The following is a 21,277-nucleotide window of genomic DNA, read 5'->3' on the forward strand; positions in this document are numbered from 1 at the left end:
GCCATCGCCGCGCTCCGGGATCGGTGCCCGGAGGAGCGCGGCAAAGGGCTGTCTTCGCCAGGTCGTCGCGAGGCACCGGCAATCGCCGCGAGCGGAGCCGCCGTGTGATCTCACATGTTCCCGCGATACCGGACAATCGCGGCGATTGCCACCGGGCAGATGCCGGCGCCGCGATCTTTGCCGCCCTCCCCGCCCCTGCCCCGCTGACGATGATCGGGTTCCGCCGGTGGATGCGGATAAGGACGGAGTGCAGCGCCACTCGCCCCGCCGCCGCCATTGGCGGGAGAGTTCGCAAGAGGTCGAACTCCGCGTCTACGGTGTCGCCGGGATGTTGCTCGCCTCACGAGGAAGCCGCTCTCGATTGCCGACCGCCTCGATGCGCCTCAGCACCTCGGCGATCTCGGCGTCGGTCACGGTGAGCGGCAGCGACAGGCCGATGGCGTTCGGCCCCTTCGCGGTGGTGGAAAGGCCCCGCGCGAAGCAGGTCGCCACCAGTTGCTCGGCGAAAGCCGGGCCCGGCACCTGCCCATAGGCCGCCGCATCGAACTCCACCGCCAGCAGCAGGCCGAGCCCGCGTACCCCGGAGACACCCGGCGCGCGGGCCGCGATCTCGGCAATACCAGAGCTCAGCCGTCCGCCGGCGTCGCGGGCGCGGGCGACCAGATCGTCGCGGGCGATGATCTCCAGCAGCGTCGCCGCCGCGCGGGTGGTCAGCGGGTTCTTCTCATGAGTGTAGTGGCCGAGCTCCAGTTCCGGCGCGACATTGAGCCGGGCATCGCCGATCACCGCCGCGATCGGCACCATACCGCCGCCCAGCGCCTTGCCAAGCACCACCAGGTCCGGCGTCGCGCCGAAATGTTCGAAGGCGAAGAAGCGCCCGGTCTTGCCGAGCCCGGAGGGTATCTCGTCGAAGACCAGCCGCGTGCCGTAGGCATCGCACAGCGCCCGCACGCGCGGCCACAGATCGGCCGGCGGGACATGGCAGCTGGAGCGCATCGGCTCGGCGATCACCGCCGCGATGCGGCCGGTGGCCAGAAGCCCGGCGATCTCCTCCAGCATCCGCGCCGGGCCGTGCGCGCCGGCCCAATAGGGCGTGACATGGTGGCGCCCCGGCAGGAAAGCACCGAGGCGCGGATCGAGGGCGGCCGAAGACAGGCCGAAGGCGCCGAAGCCGTGGCCGTGATAGGAACCCTCGAGCGAGATCGTCTCCTGCCGGCCGGTGGCGACGCGGGCGAGCTTGAGCGCGATCTCGATGGCATCCGAGCCGCCGGTGGCGAACAGCACCCGCGCCGGCGGGCCCGGCCAGCGCGCCAGCAGCGCCTCCGCCAGCGACAGGGCGGGCGCGTTGGTGAAGCGGCGCGGGGCGAAGGCCAGCTCGTCGAGCTGCCGCTTGAGGGCGGCGGCCACTTCCGGGTGGCCATGGCCGAGATGGTGCACGGTATTGCCGTGCAGATCGATGAAGCGCCGCCCCTCCATGTCTTCCAGCCAGATCCCTCGGGCGGCCCGCAGCGCCCCGATGCAGGGGCTGGAGCCGTGCTGGTGAAAGAAGGCCGCCGCGTCACGCGCGACGAGATCGTCCATTTCCGTCATGGCACCACCGGCGAGGGAGACAGGGAAGGCACGGGCACGCCGCGCCGCAGGCGCAGCTTGCGGGTTTCGACCAGCCAGGCGAGCGCCATGGCGACCAGGGCGAAGGCCAGCAGGACGAGGCTCTTGGCGGCAGCGTAGCCATAATCGCCCGAGGTCGCGTGATTGAAGATCGCCACCGAGGCCAGCTTGTGAGTGCCGGAGACGAGGAAGATGACCGAGGACAGCGTGGTCAATCCGTCGATGAAGACATAGAGCATGCCGAGCAGCACGGCCGGTCGCAGCATCGGCAGCGTCACCCGCACGAACCGCGACACCATTCCCGCGCCGAGACTTTCCGCCGCCTCGTCGACTGAGCGGTCGAGGCGCTGCAGCGCCGCGCGGGCGGCCAGCACGCCGACGAACAGGTTGGAGAACAGGATGTTGATCACCAGGATGGCGGAGGTCCCGGTCAGCGACAGTGCGGGGAAACCGAACGGCACGTTGAACGCGACGATGTAGCCGATGCCGAAGATGATGCCGGGCAGGATCGCCGGCACCAGCGCCAGAAACATGATGAGGCTGGCGCCGGGCGGGCGCAGGCGCTCCACCACATAGGCGATGACGACGGCGAAAAGCCCGCCGATCGGCCCCGCAATGGCGGCGAGGCGGACGCTGTCCCACACGAGGCCCAGCCCGCGCTCGGAGGAACCATAGCCGGAGCCCGCCAGGCCGACATCGACGCCGGCGCCGGTGAAATAGCCCAGCGTCAGGTTCCAGTCGGTGCCCCATACGCGCGTCACCGCGCCGAGCGCCATGGTGCCGTACACGGCGAAGACCAGCGCCGCGACCACGCCCGCGGTCAGGGTGAGCCCGGCACGCACCGAGCGCGGCACCGGCAGTTCGGGACGGGGCCCGGCCGCGACCGTGTAGGACTTGCGCCGGCCGATCGTCTCCAGCGCGAGATACAGCACCAGCGAGGGAATGATCAGCCACATGCACAGCGCGGCGGCCAGCGGCGTATTGCGATAGGCGGTGATCTCGTCATAGACGACGCCCGCCAGCACTGGCGTGTCGCGGCCCAGTACCATCGGATTGCCGAAATCGGTGAGGCTCATGATGAACACCAGCACCACGGCGCGCTTGATCGCCGGCCACGCCATGGGCAGCGTCACCTGCAGGAAGCCGCGCAGCGCCCCGGCGCCGAGCCCGGCGGCAGCCTCGCTCAGCCGGCCGTCCTGCTTGCGCAGGCCGTTGTCGAAGACGATGAGCGCCGCCGGCACGAAGGACAATGTCTGCGCCAGCACGACCCCGAACAGGCCGTAGAGATTGGTCTCGTCGGCATTGATGAGGCCGAGCCCCCGGTCGAGCAGCGTGTGGGTGATCAGCCCGCGCCGGCCGAACAGCATGATGGTCGCGGTGGCGACCAGCACGGGCGGCGCCACGAGCGGCATCAGCAGCACGGCGCGGGCGGCGGAGGGCCAGGGCACCGCGCCGGCATGGATGCCATAGGCGAGCGCGAAGGCGAGCGTGACCGTGAACAGCACCGACAGCCCCGCCAGCGCCAGGCTGTTCAGCGCCGCGCCGCGCAGATAGGGCTCCTCGAACACCTTCAGATAATGATCGAGTCCCCAGCGCTCGTCGGTGCCGTTGCGCAGGGCGTCGAAGGCCTCGGGCCCCAGCGCATCCCGCACCTTGAAGGCCAGCGCGGTGCGCTTGTGCAGCATGATGTGGGCGAGGGCCAGATTGTCCTCGACCAGCGCCCGCCCCGCCTCCGGCAGCGCGCGAAGCGCCGTCGCCATCATCGCCGCTTGGGCCGAATAGGCGGCCTTGCGGTCCCAGTTCACCGGCACCCCGGCCAGCCCGAAGGCGGCGGCGGTGGCTTCCACCGTCTCGGCCTCGGTCGCGCTCTGCGCCCAGCGCTGCGTCAGCGCGGCGCGCTCCCCGGCCGGCACGGCCTCCAGCGCGCGGACGGTGGCCGCCTTCAGCCGCGCCAGCGGCATCGGGCCGGAGATGACGAAGCTCTCCACCAGCACGGCACCGACGGGATAGGCGATGAACAGCGCCAGCAGCAGCGCGACCGTGGCGCTCAGCAGCGCCGCCGGCACCTGACAGAGCGACGGCCTCATCGCGGCTCGTCCGCCACGATCACCGCACGGAGCGGATCGGGCCGCAGCACCACCGCGCCACCGCGCGGCCACAGCCCGCCCGCCTCCACCGAGGGACGGTCGACGATGATGCGGCGCCCCGAGGCCAGCCTTACGCCGAGCCGCATCGTGGCGCCGAGGAAGGTCGCGCTCTCCAGGATGCCGGCGATGCCGGCGCCCTCGCCGGCCAGCCCCAGATGTTCCGGCCGGAAGAGAGCGGTCAGCCGCGCGCCCGGTGCCGTGCGGGGCGGCAGCGCCACCGGCCAGGTGACGCCCTCCGCCTCCACGCCTCCCGCGACCGCGCGTCCCTCGATCAGGTTGGAGATGCCGATGAACGTCGCGACGAAGCGCGTGGCCGGGCGGTGATAGATATCGGCCGGGCTGCCGATCTGCTCGATGCGCCCTTGCCGCATCACCGCCACCCGGTCGGAAAGCGCCAGCGCCTCCTCCTGGTCGTGCGTGACGTAGAGCGTGGTGATGCCGAGCCGGTCGACCAGCGCCCGCAATTCGGCGCGCAGCTTCACCCGGATGCGCGCATCGAGCGCTGACATGGGCTCGTCCAGCAGCAGGAATTCGGGATCGGAGGCCAGCGCCCGGGCCAGCGCCACGCGCTGCTGCTGGCCGCCGGAGAGCTCGTGCGGGTAGCGCCCGACGAGCGGATCGATCTCGACCAGCCGTGCCAGCTCCTCGATGCGCCGTTCGCGCGCCGCCCGCGGGCCGGTGAGCGCGAAGCCGATGTTCTGCGCCACCGTCTTGGTGGGGAACAGCGCGTAGGACTGGAACACGAAGCCCATGCGCCGCCGCGCCGGGGCGAGCCCGGTCACGTCCTCGCCGTCGCGCAGCACCGTGCCGCTGTCGGGACGGGCAAAGCCGGCGACGAGGCGCAGCAGGGTGGTCTTGCCGCAGCCGGAATCGCCGAGCAGCGTCACGAACTCGCCGCGCGCCAGCTCGAAGGAGACCGCATCCACCGCCACCGCGCGGTCATAGGCCTTGCGCACCCCGCACACGGCGAGATGCGGCCGGCCCGGAGCGAGGGCCGGCCGCTCTCGCGACCGCGTGAAGGACGTGTCGTTCACTGCTTCAGGATGCGGCTGGCGAAATCGCGCCGGAAGGCGGCGATGTCGACCGGGCGGCGCATCTGCCACAGCGTGATCTGCGAGAGGTCTACCAGTCCGTGGCCCGGCACCGCGGTGGCGCCGACCACCTTGCCGAGAACCTGCGCCGCTTCCTCGCTCGCCATGAAGTCGAGGAAAACCTTGCCTTCGGCCGGGTTCGGCCCGCCGGCGACCAGGCCGCCGCCTTCCGACACGTTCGGGGTAATGCGGCCATAGACGATCTCCACCGGCTTGCCGGAGGACCTGGTCTCGAAGCAGGTCGTGTCGAAGGTGAGCCCGATGGCGACCTCGCCCGCGCCGGCCAGCGCCGCCCCGCCCGAGCCGCCGTCGGAATACTGGTAGACGTTCTCGTTGAGATTCTCGACGAACGGCCAGCCGAAGGCATCGACGAAGGTGGTGAGGATGGCGCCGCCCGTGCCCGACTTCAGCGGGGACGGCAGCGCGATCTCCTTGGCATAGACCGGCTTGATCAGGTCCTCCCAGGTCACCGGCATGGGCAGCTTCTTCTGCGCCAGCCGCTCCTTGTTCACGACCATGCACATCGTGGTGGCGAAGTACTTGTTGTAGAAATCGTCGGGGTCGCGGAAGGCCGGGACGATCTTCGAGTCCTTCGGCGCGTAGGGCTCGAACACGCCGGCCTGCTTGAGCTGCTCCAGCGCGACGTTGTTGACGAGATAGACCACATCCGCCTGCGGCTTGCCCTTCTCGGCAATGGCGCGCTCGGTGATCGGCCCGGTGGAACCGGACACGAACTTCACCTCGATTTCCGGGTGCGCCTTCCTGAAGGCGGCGACCAGCGCCGTGTTGACGCTGTCCGAGGCGTTGTAGAGCACCACTTCGCGGGCGAGCGAGGGCGCCGCGCCGAGCGCGGCGAAGGCAGCGGCAAGCCCGAGGGCTTTCAGCGAATTGACGAGCATGAGGACCTCCGGCGTCGTGGAGAAGCGAGAACGTGATATAAGTGTCGTTAAAATGTGTGACGCCTAAATGAAGCAATACTTATGACGTGAGACCCGTCTTCCATGAACCTCGCCCAGCTTCGTGCCTTCCACGCCATCGCCACCCACCGCACCTTCTCGGAGGCCGCGCAGGCGCTGGGCGTCAGCCAACCCGCCATCACCCAGCATGTGAAAGCACTGGAAGAGGCGGTCGGCGGGCGGCTTTTCCTGCGTAGCGGCGCGGGGATCGAGCTGACCCCGCACGCGCGCGAATTGCTGCCCCGCATAAGGCAGGTCGCGCTGATGCTCGACGATATCGACGCGCGCATGGAGGAAGGCCGGACGCTCAATGCCGGCTACCTCGCCCTCGGCCTGTGCGCCCCCTATGTGGCGATGCCGATCCTGGAGCGGTTCGGCACCCTCCACCCCGGCATAAGGCTGGATGTGAGGCTGGAGAATTCGAGCGTCCTGCTCGACCTCGTGGCCCAGAACCGCGTCGATGTCGCCATCGCCACGCTGGAAGCACCGCACCCGGATTTCGCCTGCGAGCGGCTGATCGACCAGCAGGTGATGGTGATGGTGCCCGAGGGGCATTCCTGGTGGGGACGCAGGACGGTGGCGCTGCACGAGCTGGCGGAGCAGCGCATCGTGCTGCGCGAGGCCGGCTCGATGACGCGACAGCTGTTCGAAGCGGCGCTGGCGCGACATGCCATCGCACTCGCGCCGTATCTGGTGCTCGGCAGCCGGGAGGCGGTGAAGGAAGCGGTGGCGGCGAAGATCGGCCTCGGCATCGTGCTCAGCCGCGAGCTCGGCTGCGACCCGCGCCTCCATGCGGTCGCGATCGAGGGCGCACCCGCGCGGGCGGACGAATACCTCGTCGCCCGGCGCGAAACCCGCCATCTCGGCGCGGTGGCCGCCTTTGCCGCCATCGCCGCGACGCTGTTCGGCAGCGCGGACCGCAACGATGAACCGGCGGCGTGACGGCGCGTCACAGGCGGCTCGTTCAGAAGCGATAGGCGAGCCGGGCGCTGGCGGTCTGGCTGAGATAGGCATCGCCGAAATCGGCCGCATAGCCGACCCGCATCTCGAAGCCGGCGGCCCGGTAGAGCTGCATGCCGAGATCGACCCGTCCGAGCACCTCGGGCGTCTCGACATAGGTGAGGAAGGAGCCGTTGTCGGCGGTGGCGTTGACGAAGCTGGCCTCGAAGCTGCGCGTGTTCTGCGGCAGATAGCTCAGCCCCACGGTGGCGTAGGGGCGCAGCGTCATGCCGGATTCGAGATCGATGCGCCCGCCGACCTCCACCATGGCGGACAGCCCGAGGCCGGTCTTGCTGTTGCCCTCGACGTCGAGCGCATAGATGGAGCTGCCCGCTTCCGTGACGCCGGGCTGGTTGGTGTAGACCAGATCGAGATCGGCATAGGGGCGTATATACCAGGCGTCGAAGGTGACCTCGTAGCCGGCGCGCAGGCGGGCGCCCGCGAGGAAGATGCTGGGATCGCTCTCCAGCGTCTCCGTCGCGAAAGGCAGGCCGACCTGGCGATAGGAATCGAAGGAGCCATAGGCCATGGCGAGCGAGCCGGCGACGAACCACGGCCCTTTCACATGCTTCAGCGCCACCGAGCCGTCGAGCGTGTAGCCCTCGCCCCAGGAGCCGTCATCCGTCGAGGACGAGGTGTCGCCATAGGCGATCGAGCCGCCGAGATACCAGTCGGAGGCGATCTCGTGCTGGACGCCGATGCGGTAGCTGGTGGTGTCCACCTCGTAGCCCTGCACGGTGCCGGTGGTGTCCTGATCGGTCCAGCGGCCGGAGATGGTCGCCCAGCTGCAATTGTCCTCGCCGAGCAGCACGCCGGTGCCGACGAAGACCGGGCAGCTCATCGAGGCGCCGAGGATCGATCCGGCGGAATTCGCCAGCGCCAGCGACTGGGCCTGGATGTCCTGGCCAGACAGCTGGTTCAGCATCGTCCGGTATCCCGTCGCGGTGTCGATCGTCGACATGCCGGCGAACAGCGTGGCGAAGGCGGCGTCGGCATGGTCCCAGGCGCGGGTGAAGTAATCGGCGAGCGAGAGCTGGCTGCGGTTCAGCGACACGCCGGCCGGGGTGAAATCCGAATGCGGCGTCAGCGTCAGCGTGTTGCCGGACTGCGCCGCATCCCAGTCGAACAGCAGCGAATCCTGCGCCTGCGCCGTCGAGACCAGATCGGTGGCGGTGACCACCGGCACGGTGCCCGGCAGCAGGCTGATCGCGGTGGGCACGACGAGGCCGGCGATGGAAGCCGAGCCGTCGATCTCCAGCTTGTCGGCGGAACCGGCGAGCGAATGGATGGTCACGCCGAGCTGGCCATTCGCGGTCTGGGTGAAGTCGCCGGTGACGTGCGTGGCGCGAACCTCGTGCGAGAAGCCGATGTTCAGCACGCCGTCATTGGCGACGTCGCCGTCATTGACGCCGCCGGTGTTGTGGGTGCCGCCATTGACGTTGTTGAACGTGCCGCCGTTGAGATAGGCGGCGCCGTCGACCGTGCCGGAATTGGTGACGGTGGTGACGCCGCCTCCCGTCTGCAGGATCGCCGTCCCGCTGGTGCCGAGCACGGTGGAGACGGTGGCGCCGGAATTGACGGTGACGGCGTTGCCGGAATTGTCGCCGTCGATCCAGATGCCGGCGGCACCGGACTGCGAGGCCGTGGCGGCGGTGCCGCTGCCGCCGGTCACGTTCGAGATGGCGGTGACCGCGACCGTCCCGTTATAGCCGGGCGCGCCCTGGCTCTGGGCGAAGATACCGACGCCGTTGGTGCCGGTGGCCGAGACATTGCCATTGGCGATGACGGTGACATCGCCACCGCCGGTGCAGGAATCCACGCAAATGCCCGAGGTCGCTGCCGCCGAGCCGGCGAAGATCGAGCCGTCGCTCACCAGAATGCCGCCGCCGCCGCCGAGCGACTGGGCGAGGATGCCGACCGCCCCCGCGCCGGTGACGGTGACGCTGCCGCCGATCTGCGTGACGGTCACGGCGCCGCCGCTTCCCGTCCCCTGGTTGAGGCTGTTCGAATCGGAGGCATCCCACGTCGTGGTCAGCGAGGGCGCCGCCGTGGTGGTGCTGGTGTCGTTGATGCGGATATAGCCACCGCCGCCGCCGACCGATTGCGCGACGATGCCGTGCGCGGCCACGCCCTGCGTGCTGAGATTGACGTTGCTGGTATTGATCGTGACCGCCTCGCCATTGCCGCTCGACAGCTGGCCGCCGAGATTGGCGGTCACGGTCTCGGCGGTCGGCTGGACGCTGATCAGGCCGCCGCCGCCGCCGATCGACTGCGCCAGCAGGCCGATCGAATAGGCGCCGGTGGTGGAGACGTTCAATATGCCGTTCGGCGCGCCCTGCTGCACCAGTACCGTGCCGCCGTCGCCGCCCGACCCCGAATTGCCGCCGGCCGTCAGCGTCCAAGAGGTGGATTGCTGCGTCACGCCGCCGAACAGGCTGCTGCCGGCGCCGCCGATGCCGCCGCCGCCGCCGATTGATTGCAGGATGATGGCATCGGCCGCGACGCCGGCGGTGGCGACCGTCGAGCCGTTGACGGCATCGCCATATTCGAACTGCACCGGGCCGCCGGTGCCGCCGCTGCCGGCGTTGCCGCCCTCGTCCTGGCCGAGCGTCACGATGCCCGTCGCGCTGTCCGAGCCGTCGGCGCCCATGCCGCCGCCGCCGCCGATGCTCTGCGCGACGATGCCGCTCGCGGCATAGCCGGCGGTCTGGATGACGGCGTCGCCCTGCAGCAGGTTGATGGCCACCTCGCCGGCATTGTTGCCGGAGCCCCCGTTGCCGCCAAGCGCGACGGCCGTATTGATGGTGATCTCGGGAACGCCGCCGGTGCCGGCCGCCGCCGCCGTGCCGCCCTTGCCGCCGCCGCCGCCGATCGACTGCGCGACCACGCCGCTCGCCCAGTCGCCGGACGTGGTGATCGGCGCCGATATGACGAGCCCTACATTCCCGCCCGTGCCGCCCTGCGCGCCCGTGCCGCCGATGGACAGCGTGAAGCTGGTATCGATGGAGGGAATGTTGCTGCCGTCATTGTCGCCCTGGAAGACGTTTTGCAGGAAGCCGGACACCTCGCTGGCGAATTCGCGCTCGGCGAGGCCGTCATTGGTGGCGACGATCGGGTTGTCCGCCGAACCGTCCGAGCCGGCCGAGCCGCCGAGGCCGCCGCCGCCGCCGAGCGACTGCGCGAGCACCCCCACCGCGTCGCCGCCATGGGTGGTGATCGGCGCCGCGACGTCGATGTTCAGATTGCCGCCCTTGCCGCCGGTGGCGTCGGAGCCGAGGCCCACATTCACCGTCACGCTCGGCTTCAATACCGGGTTGTTTTCGCCGGTGCCGATGGTTTGCGCCAGGCTGAACGAACCGCCCTGCGAGGTGCCGCCGCCGCCGCCGATCGACTGCGCCAGCAGGCCGACCGAGCCGGAGCCCCAGGTGGTGATGCCGTCGCCGGGACCGATAAAGGCGTAGACCTGGCCGCCATCGCCGCCCGCGCCGCCCTGCGCGCCCAGCGTCGCGGTGATCGAGGTGCTGCTTCCGGTGCCGAAGGACTGGGTGTTGCCGGCGCCGAAGCCGGCATTGCCGCCGCCACCGCCGATCGACTGCGCCGTGATGGCATTGGCATAGTCGCCATAGGTGGTGATGGAGGTCGCCGCGCTGCCGGCCGGGTCAGCGGTGAAATTGCCGGAGCCGTCGAGCGTGCCGCCGAGCGCCACCAGCACCTCGCCGCCCGTACCGCCGTTGCCACCCGTGCCGCCGACGGTGATCGCCGTGGTGATGGCAAGCGACGTGACATCCCCTGGCGTATCGTAGCCAAGCGCCGAGGCATTGGCGGAGGAATCGCCGCCCGCGCCGCCGCCGCCGCCGATCGACTGCACCAGCGCGCCACCGGAGCCCTGGCCATAGGTGGTGATGGTGCTGCCCTGCGTCTGGAAGAACTGCGCCGTGTCGCCATTGCCGCCATCGCCGCCCGAACCGCCCACCCCGAGGCTCACGGACAGCGCGACCTGGTCGCCGCTCGGCGTCGGAATCGCCAGCACCAGCGACTGCGCCATCGCGGAACCACCCATGCCGCCGCCGCCGCCGATGCTCTGCACGACGACGCCGTAGCTGTCGACCGGCAGCATGTTGCAGGTCGTGTCCGTGCAGTGTGACTGCTCCAGCACGATGCCCTCGCCCAGCAGCGCGATCTGCAGGCCGGTCAGCACCGAGGTGCCCGCCAGCGTGACGGTCGAGGTCGAGGCGTCTCCGCCGGTTCCACCGCCACCGCCCACCGCCGAGGATACGCCGAGGCCCGCCGACGCCGTTTGCGCGATGGCCCAGCCGCCATTGCCGCCGCCGCCGCCGATCGATTGCGTGAGAATGCCGGGCGCCTTGGTGCCGGCGGTGGTGATGGAGCTGTCATAGGCATTGACGGTGACCGCGCCGCCATCGCCGCCGCCGCCGGCATTGCCACCGACCGCGGTCGTCAGGAAGATGCTGTCGGCGCTGGCATTGCCGCCATTGCCGCCGCCGCCGCCGATCGACTGCATGACCACGCCGGCCGAGCCGTCGTCCAGGGTGAGGATCTCGGTGCCGGCATTGAGATGGGCGATGACCGGGCCGCCGGTACCGCCCGCGCCGCCATTGCCGCCGACGACGACATTGCCGCCGGCCGCGCCGCCGCCATCGCCGCCGCCGCCGCCGATCGACTGGCCGAGCACGCCGAAGGCCCCGAAGCCGTCCGTCACGATGCTGCCGCCGTCCGAGGTGAACAGCACGCTGCCGCCATCGGATTGGTGGGGCGTGTCGCTGGCGTTGCCGCCGATGGTGTCGAAGGAACCGCCGGCCTGGCCGCCGGCGCCGCCGCCGCCGCCGATGGATTGCAGCAGCGCGCCATGCGCGTTCGATCCATAGGTGGTGATGCTGCCGCTATTGGTCACGGACACGCTGCCGGTGGTGCCGGCCGCCGCGCCGGTGCCGCCCCTGCTCTTGAAAACGCCGTAGGAATAGCCGCCGCCACCGCCCGACCCGGCCATTGACTGCGCGACGATGCCGCGTGCCGACGCGCCGGTGGTGGTGATGGTGCCGGCATTGTCGACCGTCACATTGCCGGCATTGCCGCCGCTGCCGCCGGTGCCGGCATGCGCATGCGCGCCGCTCGCGTCGCCGCCATCGCCGCCGCCGCCGCTGAGGCTGGTGGCCACGATGGCCGAGGAGGACAGCCCATGGGTGGTGATGGCCGAGCCGGGATCGAGCGTGACCGTCAGGTTCCCCGCCGAGCCGCCATCGCCACCGGCGCCGCCATGCTGTTCGATGGAGCCGCCATCGGCCAGGCCGCCGGCTCCCCCGCTGCCGCCTTGCGAGAGAACATAGATGCCGACGGACTGATCCTGCAGCGTGGTCACGGAAGCGTTCATCAGCTGCACATTGACGGCGCCGCCATTGCCGCCATTGCCGCCGGCGCCAGCGGTGATGCTGTCGAGGCTGTCGGCCGCCTCGGCGCCGGCGGTGCCGTCGGCGCCGAGGCTGGACGCGGAGATGCCCGGAGAATTGGTGCCCTGCGTCACCACGGCCACCGACTGACCTGCCCCGGTGAGGCCGATGTCGAGCGTGGCGGAGACGCTGCCGCCCGCTCCGCCCGCGCCGGCGGTGCCGGCGGCCGGGATGACGCCGCCGCTGCCGCCCGTGCCACCCTGCAGCAGCGCCAGAATGCCGGCGGAGTTGTCGCCATTGGTGGAAATGATGACCGGAACGGTCTGCGCGGCGATCTGGATGCCGCTATCGGCGTTGGCGTAGACGTCGCCGCCCGCGCCGCCATTGCTTTCGTAGCTGTAGTTGTTGAACTCCCAGAACGAGCAGTCATTGAAGTTCTGGCAGCCGGAATACCCGCCGCTCCCGGCCTGCACCAGCAGCGCGAGGGCGGGCAGCCCGCTGCCGGTGGTGGTGACACTCGCATCGACGATCTCGATGCCGGCCCGCGCGCCCTCCGCGCCGTCGCCGCCGTTCTGCTGGTTGCCGTAGCCCGCCCCGCCATTGCCGCCGAAGGTCGCCGCGAACAGGCCGGCGCCCTGCAACGGGGTGCCGGGGGAGACGGCGTTGAGCATCGAAAGGCCGGGAACCGCGACATCCCGGGGAGTTCCGTTCGCCGTGACCGTCACGTCGCCGCCAGCGTTCAGGACGATCTGCGACGACCCGGCCCAGATGCCGTCGCCGCCGCCTGCAATCGTGTACGCGGCGACGTTCGCCCCGCCGCTGCCGGTCGAGATCGCCTGGATGCCGAAGACGCCGCTATTGTTGCCGACATTCTGCCACGTCCAGTCGACGGTGACCGGCGCCGCGTTGACCACGGAGACGATGCCTCCGAATCCCGAATCGGTGCCGGCGGTGCCCTGATAGGCGCCGGTGGAGAAGGCGTCGATGCCGGCCGCGCCCTGCTGGCCGATGGCGGTCAGGGTGATCGCGCCGTCATTATAGACCGAGGCGCCGTAGGCGTTGCCGAAGGTCGCCCCGCCCTGGTCGCTCACCCAGATGCCGAACGCTTCCTCCACCTGGATGGCCGACGAGGGCGCGACGGTGATGGCGCCATAGTTGAACACCGCGGCGGCGGCGGTGGTATTGCCGAGCCCGCTCGCCGCCTGCTGCGCCCAGATGCCGAAGATGTCGTAATTATAATAGGCGGACGCGCCGTCCCCGAGCGAAAGCGCACCCGTATTGACGACCGTCAGGCCGGAGGCGTTGCCGTTATCGACCGAATTGTCGCCGGCGATCGACGCGCCCAGCGCATAGACGCCGGCCGGGGATGTCGGGGCGGTGCCGACGCCGATGCCGATGCTGCCGGCATTGTTCACGGTGAGCGCCGTGCCGGAGGGAGCGTCGCCCGGCTCGGTGACCGTCACCGGCGACGAATAGCTGCCGTCAGGGATCGAGCAGCTATAGCCGCTGCCCGACCCCGACGCGGCGCAATTCGCCTGCGCCAGCGCCCGGCCCGGAACGACGAACCAGGCGACGCTCACCAGAAGCGCCGTCAGCAGGCTGCCCCGCACCGCCGCGGGACGACCCGGAACGGCCGGACCGAGACCGTTCGACATCATGGGTCCGCCCGGGAGCATGCCGGACGCAGGGTTCCGGGCCAGCATGTCGAGCGGAGGCAACTCCCGCGCTTCCCGCCGCCGCGATACAGGGCTCGAACGGCCAGCGACGGCAACGCTCCCGGCTCTTCCGTCCCGCCCCCGCATGGCTGCCATCTTCACCATTGCCGCCCCAAGCAAACAACCTGCTCTTCAGGTTCCAACCGGCGGCACGAGACAGGTCTCGCGTGGCGTCCATGTCATCACCTGCCGGTCCCCGACGTTCGGGCAGGTGATGATGAAATATATTCGATGGAAGAAGCCATTACCCGAAGGAGTAGGCCAGGTCGCGTCGAGGGCGCCCGCGACGTCGTGCGCGCCGGATCAGCCGCGGCGGAAACCACCCGCTCCGTACGTCACGGTTGCGGCGCGGGCTGCTTGCGCACGCTCTCGAGGAGAGAGGTGCGCATGAGGAAGGCGCGGTGCGATTGCGGGTTGGCCGCCGTCGCCTTCAGCGTCGCGAAATTCGCCTCGCGGGTCGCCGTATCCTTTTCTTCCAGGCGCTTCTTGTTGGCGATGGTCTGCTGCTGGACATATTCCACGTTCATCGGCCGCCGGATCTCGTCATAGCGATCGAGAATGCTGTGCGGGAACTCGCCGTTCAGCACGCCGCCGAGCACCTCGGCGAGGTACATGGCGTCGTGGATGCCGCAATTGAGGCCGAGGCCGCCAATGGGGTTGTTCACATGCGCCGCGTCGCCGGCGAGGAAGACCCGGCCGTCACGGAAGCGGGCCGCCACGCGCTGGTGAACATTGTAGATGTTCTTGTGCGCGATCTCGTAGCGGCCCGCTTTCGGAAAGAGCTTCTGGAGCCGGCGCTCCGCCGCCTCGTCATTCATGACCTCCTCGTCGGGCTGGCCCGGCAGGGTCGGGAAGACGGCGCGCCAGCGGCCTTTCCCGTCGTCGCCGGCCACCTTGAAGAGGTTGGTCCACTGCTCGGGATCGGAGAAATACGCCCGGTAGGCGACGCCGTGCTCGGCGGCGAAGTCATCCAGTGTCGTCAGGACCAGGAAACGCTCCGGGAAGGTGTACCCCTCGAAATCGATGCCCAGCGCCTTGCGAATGGTCGAGCGTCCGCCATCGGCGCCGACCAGGTAGCTTCCTTCGATAATCGAGGGCCCCTGCTCCGTCTCCACCGTGGCGATGACGCGATCGGCCCGCTGTTCGAGGCCGCTCACCGAGGAGAGGAAGCCGAACTGCGCATGCGGGAAGGCGCGCAGGGCATCCAGGCCCATCTGCGCGAGCTTGTGCTGCTCGCACTGGATGACGAAGGGAAAGGCGGTGTCGTCCGACAGGGCGGCATGGTCGAACTCGGCCACCACCCGGGATGTCGGGCGGTCCCAGAACTGGAACGTGCGGGCCAGCAGACCGCGGGCCGCAATCCCCTCCATCAGCCCGAGGGAAGCGAGCATCTCCAGCGACGCGGGATGCAGCGTCGAGGCACGCGGCGCGGCGTTGATCGCCGCGCCGGCCTCGAACACGCGCACGGCAACGCCGCGCCGCGCCAAGGCGAGAGCCGTGAGGATGCCGACGGGCCCGCCGCCGGCGATGAGCACCGGCAGGTCAGCTTCATGTCCCATGACTTGCTCTCTTTCAACGTTTCGGAGAATGGCGCCGGCACGTCCGGCCGGCGCGCCCGATCAGTATTTGCGCATCAGCGGCAGCATCAGCAGGCCGCCGATAATCGAGGAGCCGACCAGGACGAGGAATGCCGCATCGAAGCTGCCGGTCCTGGAGACGATCACGCCCATCACCAGCGGCGCCAGAGCGCCGGCGAGATTGCTGAGCCCGTTCTTCAGGCCGACGGCGGTGGCGAGGGCCCCGCGCGGCACGACATCGAGGATCAGGGCGTAGCTGACGGGAGTGACGGTGCCCCAGCAGAGGCCGCTCAGGCTGAGCATCAGCGCCGTGGTCTGCGGGCTCGGCATGAACGACACGAAGTACATGAAGACGCCCGCCATCGCGAGGCCGAGACCCGCGACGAGCGCCCGCTTGCCGAGCCGGTCGGAGAGATAGGAGCCGCCGATCTGGCCGAGGAAGACCGAGAGGAAGGGCAAGGCGGCGTAGAGGCCCGCCTTGTCGGGGGCGATGTGGCGCTGGTGGATGAGATAGCTCGGAAGCCAGCTGTTCAGCCCCCACAGATAGATGAGGGTGCCGCAGGAGGACACGACGATCAGCCAGAAGCGCCAGTCGGAGGCGAACAGGCGGACGCTCTCGCGATAGGAGGGCTGCGGCCCCGAAACCACCGGCACCGGCGCCGCCTCCATGCCCTTGGCATTGTCGCGGACGAACAGGAGCGCGAGCGGGAGGATGGCGAGGATGTTGAACGCCGCCAGCACGAAGAACGATTCCCGCCAGCCATAGGAAATGACGAGCCAGGTGGTCAGCGGAAAACCGATGGCCGAGCCGAGCGGGCTGCCGATGGTCCAGATCGAGTTACCCCGCGCCCGGAGATGCGGCGGAAACCACCGCGCCACCAGCGAGTTGGCGATGCTGAACTGGGGACCCTCGGCAACGCCGAGCAGCGCCCGCAGGACGATCATGGCCGTGAAGCTGCCGACGCCGCCCATCAGCGCCATGAACACGCCCCACAGCACGATGCTGAGGTAGAGCATGCGGCTCGGGCCGAAAAGGTCGACCAGCGTGCTGAGGAACACGTTCGAGAAGCCGTAGGCGATCACGAAGGCCGTCATCAGCAGGCCGAGCCGGGTGGGATCGAACCCGGTGCCCATGGCGGCCTGGAAATCGGTATTCGTGAAAAGGACGGCGATGCTGATGCGGTCGAAGAAGCCGGCGAGGACGGATAGAAACAGGACCGCCGCGACGATCCAGCGGCGGGAGCCGGCGGACGAAATGGCCTGAACCGGCGGAGAGGTACTACGCTCCGAGCTGGACATATCCATGCTGAATACCCTCTGGATGTATTTTTATATTGGTAATTATTTCATCTCGATGGAAGTTTTATTGTTTATATTTCAAGCATTACGAGGGGATGGATCCTCCCGCCTTCGCCTCAATGGGACGGTGCGGAAAAATCCTGCGGCACCCGGTTCTCGGCGACGCTCACCGGGCGCATGGTCTGCGGGGTATTGCGGGAGCGGCCGACGAAGCGCGGCATGCCGGCGGTGATGACCGCGCCCACCGCCGCGACATCGCCATTGGCGAGGGCGGCGCAGGCATCATTCGTCGAGCCGCCGGCGCACGCATCGATGAGGGCGATGTCGGCATCGCGCCCCGGCGCGATCACCCCCGAATTCAGCCGGTAGACGCGCGCATTGTTGCCGGTGGCGGCGGCGATCGCGAGTTCCGGCGCCATGCCGCCGAGGCTCGACAGATGCGAGATCGTGTAGAGCATGCCGAGCGGCATGATCCCGCTTCCCGTCGGTGTGTCCGTCGCGATCAGGAGGCGGGCGAACGCATCCGCCTCGGTGAGCAGCCGGGCGCATAGCAGGGTGGTGCGCAGATTTCCCGCCGTGCAGACCTGCAGCGCCATGTCCGATTCCTGCACGAGGCGCGGATAGTCCGCGTCGGGCATGGCGATCGGCCCGCCATTGGTGTGGAACGACACGTCCGGCTTCAGGCGCAGCAGATGATCGGCCCAGATGCCCGAGGAGCCGGGGATCGACGAGCCGCCGGTATGGACCAGGGTGATCATGCCCAGTTCCCGCGCCCAGGCGACGCTTTCCTCATAGCCGTAAGGCGTGGGAAACGCCCCGAAGCCGGCCTTGGCGAGCCACACCCCCTGCTCCCGGATCTCGGCGAGGTCGGCCCGGGTCAGGCCGGGCTCGAGGATGACGGCGCCGGCATGGACGCGCATGCCGCCGGGCCGATAATTCTCGAACGACTTGTGCGCGGCCACCGCCAGCGCCTTCACCCCTGCCGGGTCCTTGGGCCGCCCGGGCACATGGACCTCGGAGGCGCTGATCGCCGTCGTCACCCCGCCATGCAGGTAGCTTTCGAGGAAGCCGACGGTGCGCTGCCGGGGGGTATAATCGCCGAAGGTGATGTGCACGTGGCTGTCGATCAGCCCGGGAATGGCGGTCGTGCCCCCGGCGTCGATCACCACATCGCAGCCGGCGAGGACCGACGCGGCCGCGGTTCCCACATGGGCGATCACCGGCCCCTCGCAGACGATGCAGTCGCCGTCGACGGTCGGGTTCGTCCAGTCTCCCGTAACGATGCGGCCGATATTCACGATAGCGGTGCGCATGTGCGCTTCTCCAACGGCTGCAGCCATCCTCAGGCGGAAACGGTCGCGAGCGAGTCCTGATAGGACAAGCCCCCTACCCGCGCGTTCAGCCTGCCGCGATTGGCGAGGCAGAAGATGAGCGCGATCTCGTCCGGCATGGGGGCACCGGACAAGGTGAGGCTCATGCCGTCGTAATGGGAGCGGACATAGACGTCGGTCGCCGCGTTCATGGGCACGTCGATCGCCGCGCCCGGAGCCGCGACCTTCGTCATCGACGAGATCCAGGCGGCGCCGCCGCCCATCGCCTTGCGGAACGGCGTCGCGAAGGTGGTGGTGAGCAGCGCATTGGCGTGCTCCTGCTCCCCCGCGAGGCCGACAATGCCCGCCTTGCCGTAGCTTTGCACGCCATGGGGACCCATCGCCGCCATGGCGACCTCCGCCATGCGGGCGCCGATGCCCTCGCTGGCATCGATCAGCGGCGTCAGATCCTCCACATATCGGCCCAGGCAGGGATTTTGCACCACGGCGATCACCGCCACCTTGCGCAGCACGGGCGCCGCCTGCCGCCCCGCCTCCTCCAGCTTGTCATCGATCACCGTGCTGATGCGTCGGATCGAAATATCCATTGGCTGCCACCTCATTGTCGTATAATTGTCAGTAGATGCATATGTTCAGACAATCTGTCAATCGGAGGCGGACATGAGTGGGTACCTGGCGGGCAACGCGGTCTTGTTTTCGGAAATGTCGCCTCCCGCTGCCGAAGAGGCGGCGTTCAACAGCTGGTACGACGAGGAGCACATCCCGATCCGCATGAAGGCTCCCGGATTCCGCAGCGCGCAGCGCTATCGCGACGGAGACCAGCGCAACTATCTCGCGGTCTACGAGCTCGACGATGCCGGGGCGCTGAACACGCCGGAATATGCGCGCATCAAGGGCGAGCCCTCGGACACCACGCGCCATATGCTGGGCGCGGTGTCGGGCTTCACCCGCTACATCGGCACGCTCCTGGGCGAGCCGCTTGTCCAGCCGGGCGCGGACTTCCTCGCGGCGCCCGTGCTCTATGCCGTCTTCTTCACCGTGCCGGAGGACAGTCTCGCGGAGTTCGACGCGTGGTATTGCGATGACCACGTGCCCCTGCTGCTCTCAGATCCACGCTGGATCGGAACCCGGCGCTTTGCTATCCGTGACGGGATTCCAGAGGGCTACAACCGACTTGCGCTTCATCATCTGGCCGATCGCAAGGTTCTCGATTCCGAGGCTCGGGAAAAGGCCCGTGCGACGCCGTGGCGGGCGCGGCTGGCCCAGCAGCCCTGGTTTCGCGGAAACTATCTGGTGTTCGACAGCTTGGGACCCCGGCAGACGGCTCGGAACGATCGATGAGTGACAACACGGCCGATTTCCTCGCGCTGACGCGCGCCCCCGTCGGGGTGCGCGAACTCGTGGCAGACACCCTGCGGCAGGCCATCATCCGGGGCGACCTGCTGCCCGGCGAGCGGCTGATGGAGGCGGATCTCGCCAAGCGGATGGGGGTGTCCCGCCCCTCGCTGCGCGAGGCGCTGAGCCAGCTCGCCGCGGAGAAGCTGATCACCATCGTGCCCAATCGCGGGCCGTCCGTCGCGAGCATCAACTGGAAGGAAGCCCAGGAGATCTATCAGGTCCGAAGCCTGATGGAGGGCGAAGTCGCCCATCTCTTCGCCCTGAAGGCGACCCGGCCGCAGCTCGATTCCATGCATGCCGCGCTCGCCAGGTTCAAGCAGGCGATGGACCCGTGCGATACGCTGGGGCTGGTCTCGTCCACGGCCGAGTTCTACGCCGTCATGTTCGAGGGATGCGGCAACGGCATCATCACCGAATTGCTGGCGGGGCTGAACGCGCGGATCGGCATCCTTCGCGCCCGCTCCATGTCGCGTCCGGGCCGGGCGGTGCATTCGCTCGCCGAGATGGGGGCCATTCTGGCGTGCCTGGAAAAGGGCGATGCGAAAGGCGCGCGGGCGGCCGTGGAAGCGCATGTCGAAGCGGCGGCCGCCGCCGCGCGCGAGAGCTTCAACCAGCTGAAAAAGCAGGAAGCCGCGTCGAAGGCCCGGTAAGCGGCGTTGGCGGGGCCGGCCGATGAAGAGGCTACGCCACGGCCTCCCCGCCCCTCCTGAATCGAGCTGCGAACAAATCGCGCGGATTGGCGGAAAGCGGAAAAAGACAGCGTCGAGGGAGCAAAGAGCAGGGCCGGCCGTTATTCAACGGGCAACGGGCATCAGATCATGGCCGGATGTCATGGGAGCCTGGCCGGTCAAGGCGACATCCTGTCCGATCTGGCCGGAGAAGGAGACGCCGGATGCCGTCGCACAAAATCTACACGTTCTTGCTGACCTCCGATCTCACGGCGGCCGAAGCTTGGTACACCAGATTGTTCGGTCGCGGACCGGACAACCGGCCGATGGACACGCTGGTGCAATGGGAGCTTTTCGACCAGGCCGGGGTCGGGCTTTCGGCTGACGATGAAATCGCCAGCAAAGGCGCGATATTCCTTATCGTGGACGATGTGGAGGCCGAGCGTCAGAGGCTGCAACGCCTGGGGATCGTGCTGGGCGACGATATCGAAGGCGACTATTCGACGCTGGCGCAGGTGCGCGATCCAGACGGGAACCTCATTACGCTCGCGACGCCCCCCTCGCCGCGCTATCCGCCAGCCTGAGCACGTGGGAAGCGAAACGCGTTGCGAGCTTGAACGCGAGGGCCGATGAAGGCCGGCTTTCGGATACGGCGAGGAACGCGGCGACTGAGAAGAGGTCGTCAGCCGCCTATATTGCGCGGGTTCAGGTCGCCACTCCGAACAGGATTATCGGGCGATAGCGGTGGCCATGTCGCGCCATGGAGGGTAATCGGCGGCGGTTGGCGGGCCGCGAGCGACCAAGAAGAGAACTATGTGTTCGCTATACCCCTATGACGCGCGTTGGCCCATACCTGTCCCCCGCCGCCTTTCAGCGATGTCCGCTTTGCGCCGCCTTCTCGGCCATTGATCTAGCAACGGCCGCGGCCCAAAAGCCGCTCGAAACTTAACGAAATTAAACTTGCTGCCGCCGCCATCGACGGCCACCTTCCGCTCGTCGCGACCATATTTCCGATGGAGCTGAATCGTCGGCGACGGGGCTTGCCCGATCACGGCCAGCCCCTAGGCCGGAGCCACTCAAAAT

General features: G+C 68.8%; 13 protein-coding genes. 4 read left to right on the plus strand and 9 right to left on the minus strand.

From position 1 onward, the window contains the following. Window positions 1–312 precede the first annotated feature (312 nt). The 4 genes from KHC19_RS06730 to KHC19_RS06745 are packed head-to-tail and all read right to left on the minus strand — an operon-like array spanning window position 313 to window position 5,745. The gene (locus KHC19_RS06730) at window positions 313–1,590 is read right to left on the minus strand and encodes an aminotransferase class III-fold pyridoxal phosphate-dependent enzyme (RefSeq protein ID WP_213351577.1); all 1,278 of its coding nucleotides are present in this window, start codon (window positions 1,588–1,590) and stop codon (window positions 313–315) included. Beyond that, the gene (locus KHC19_RS06735) at window positions 1,587–3,695 is read right to left on the minus strand and encodes an ABC transporter permease (RefSeq protein WP_213351578.1); all 2,109 of its coding nucleotides are present in this window, start codon (window positions 3,693–3,695) and stop codon (window positions 1,587–1,589) included. Before KHC19_RS06735 ends, KHC19_RS06730 begins: the two co-directional genes overlap by 4 nt. After that, on the minus strand, window positions 3,692–4,789 hold the full coding sequence (locus KHC19_RS26305; RefSeq protein WP_213351579.1) for an ABC transporter ATP-binding protein: 1,098 nt from the start codon (window positions 4,787–4,789) through the stop codon (window positions 3,692–3,694). The genes KHC19_RS06735 and KHC19_RS26305 overlap by 4 nt, the downstream gene beginning before the upstream one ends. Then, entirely contained in the window at window positions 4,786–5,745 is a 960-nt protein-coding gene (locus KHC19_RS06745; protein ID WP_213351580.1) for an extracellular solute-binding protein, read from the minus strand. Before KHC19_RS06745 ends, KHC19_RS26305 begins: the two co-directional genes overlap by 4 nt. A gap of 102 nt (window positions 5,746–5,847) precedes the next feature. On the opposite strand from KHC19_RS06745, the gene KHC19_RS06750 reads away from it, so the two are divergent. Then, window positions 5,848–6,744, plus strand: coding sequence for a LysR substrate-binding domain-containing protein (locus KHC19_RS06750; RefSeq protein WP_213351581.1), 897 nt, complete (start codon window positions 5,848–5,850; stop codon window positions 6,742–6,744). A 22-nt stretch (window positions 6,745–6,766) separates the two neighbouring features. Here KHC19_RS06750 and KHC19_RS06755 read toward each other — a convergent pair whose 3' ends face one another. The 5 genes from KHC19_RS06755 to KHC19_RS06775 all read right to left on the minus strand — a co-directional run bounded on the left by KHC19_RS06755 (window position 6,767) and on the right by KHC19_RS06775 (window position 18,715). After that, window positions 6,767–13,864, minus strand: a complete 7,098-nt coding sequence (locus KHC19_RS06755; protein ID WP_213351582.1) for a hypothetical protein — start codon at window positions 13,862–13,864, stop codon at window positions 6,767–6,769. A 392-nt stretch (window positions 13,865–14,256) separates the two neighbouring features. Next, complete coding sequence (locus tag KHC19_RS06760) at window positions 14,257–15,480, minus strand: FAD-dependent oxidoreductase (RefSeq protein ID WP_213351583.1); 1,224 nt, start codon at window positions 15,478–15,480, stop codon at window positions 14,257–14,259. A gap of 60 nt (window positions 15,481–15,540) precedes the next feature. Further along, window positions 15,541–16,803, minus strand: coding sequence for an MFS transporter (locus tag KHC19_RS06765; RefSeq protein ID WP_213351584.1), 1,263 nt, complete (start codon window positions 16,801–16,803; stop codon window positions 15,541–15,543). Between the two features lie 110 nt (window positions 16,804–16,913). Continuing rightward, window positions 16,914–18,110 (minus strand): amidohydrolase family protein, encoded by a 1,197-nt coding sequence (locus KHC19_RS06770; protein WP_213351585.1) that lies wholly within the window; start codon window positions 18,108–18,110, stop codon window positions 16,914–16,916. A 29-nt stretch (window positions 18,111–18,139) separates the two neighbouring features. Continuing rightward, window positions 18,140–18,715, minus strand: a complete 576-nt coding sequence (locus KHC19_RS06775) for an amino acid synthesis family protein (protein ID WP_213351586.1) — start codon at window positions 18,713–18,715, stop codon at window positions 18,140–18,142. Between the two features lie 73 nt (window positions 18,716–18,788). Between KHC19_RS06775 and KHC19_RS06780 the strand changes: the two genes are divergently transcribed. The 3 genes from KHC19_RS06780 to KHC19_RS06790 all read left to right on the plus strand — a co-directional run bounded on the left by KHC19_RS06780 (window position 18,789) and on the right by KHC19_RS06790 (window position 20,778). Further along, window positions 18,789–19,469, plus strand: coding sequence for a DUF4286 family protein (locus KHC19_RS06780; protein ID WP_213351587.1), 681 nt, complete (start codon window positions 18,789–18,791; stop codon window positions 19,467–19,469). Then, window positions 19,466–20,176 (plus strand): GntR family transcriptional regulator, encoded by a 711-nt coding sequence (locus tag KHC19_RS06785; RefSeq protein WP_213351588.1) that lies wholly within the window; start codon window positions 19,466–19,468, stop codon window positions 20,174–20,176. Before KHC19_RS06780 ends, KHC19_RS06785 begins: the two co-directional genes overlap by 4 nt. Before the next feature lie 242 nt (window positions 20,177–20,418). Then, window positions 20,419–20,778 carry a VOC family protein gene (locus tag KHC19_RS06790; protein WP_213351589.1) on the plus strand — a complete coding sequence of 120 codons (360 nt, stop codon included), beginning with the start codon at window positions 20,419–20,421 and terminating at the stop codon, window positions 20,776–20,778. The last annotated feature ends 499 nt before the right edge of the window (window positions 20,779–21,277 follow it).

The sequence above is a fragment of the Ancylobacter oerskovii genome (assembly GCF_018390555.1).
GTDB lineage: Bacteria > Pseudomonadota > Alphaproteobacteria > Rhizobiales > Xanthobacteraceae > Ancylobacter > Ancylobacter oerskovii.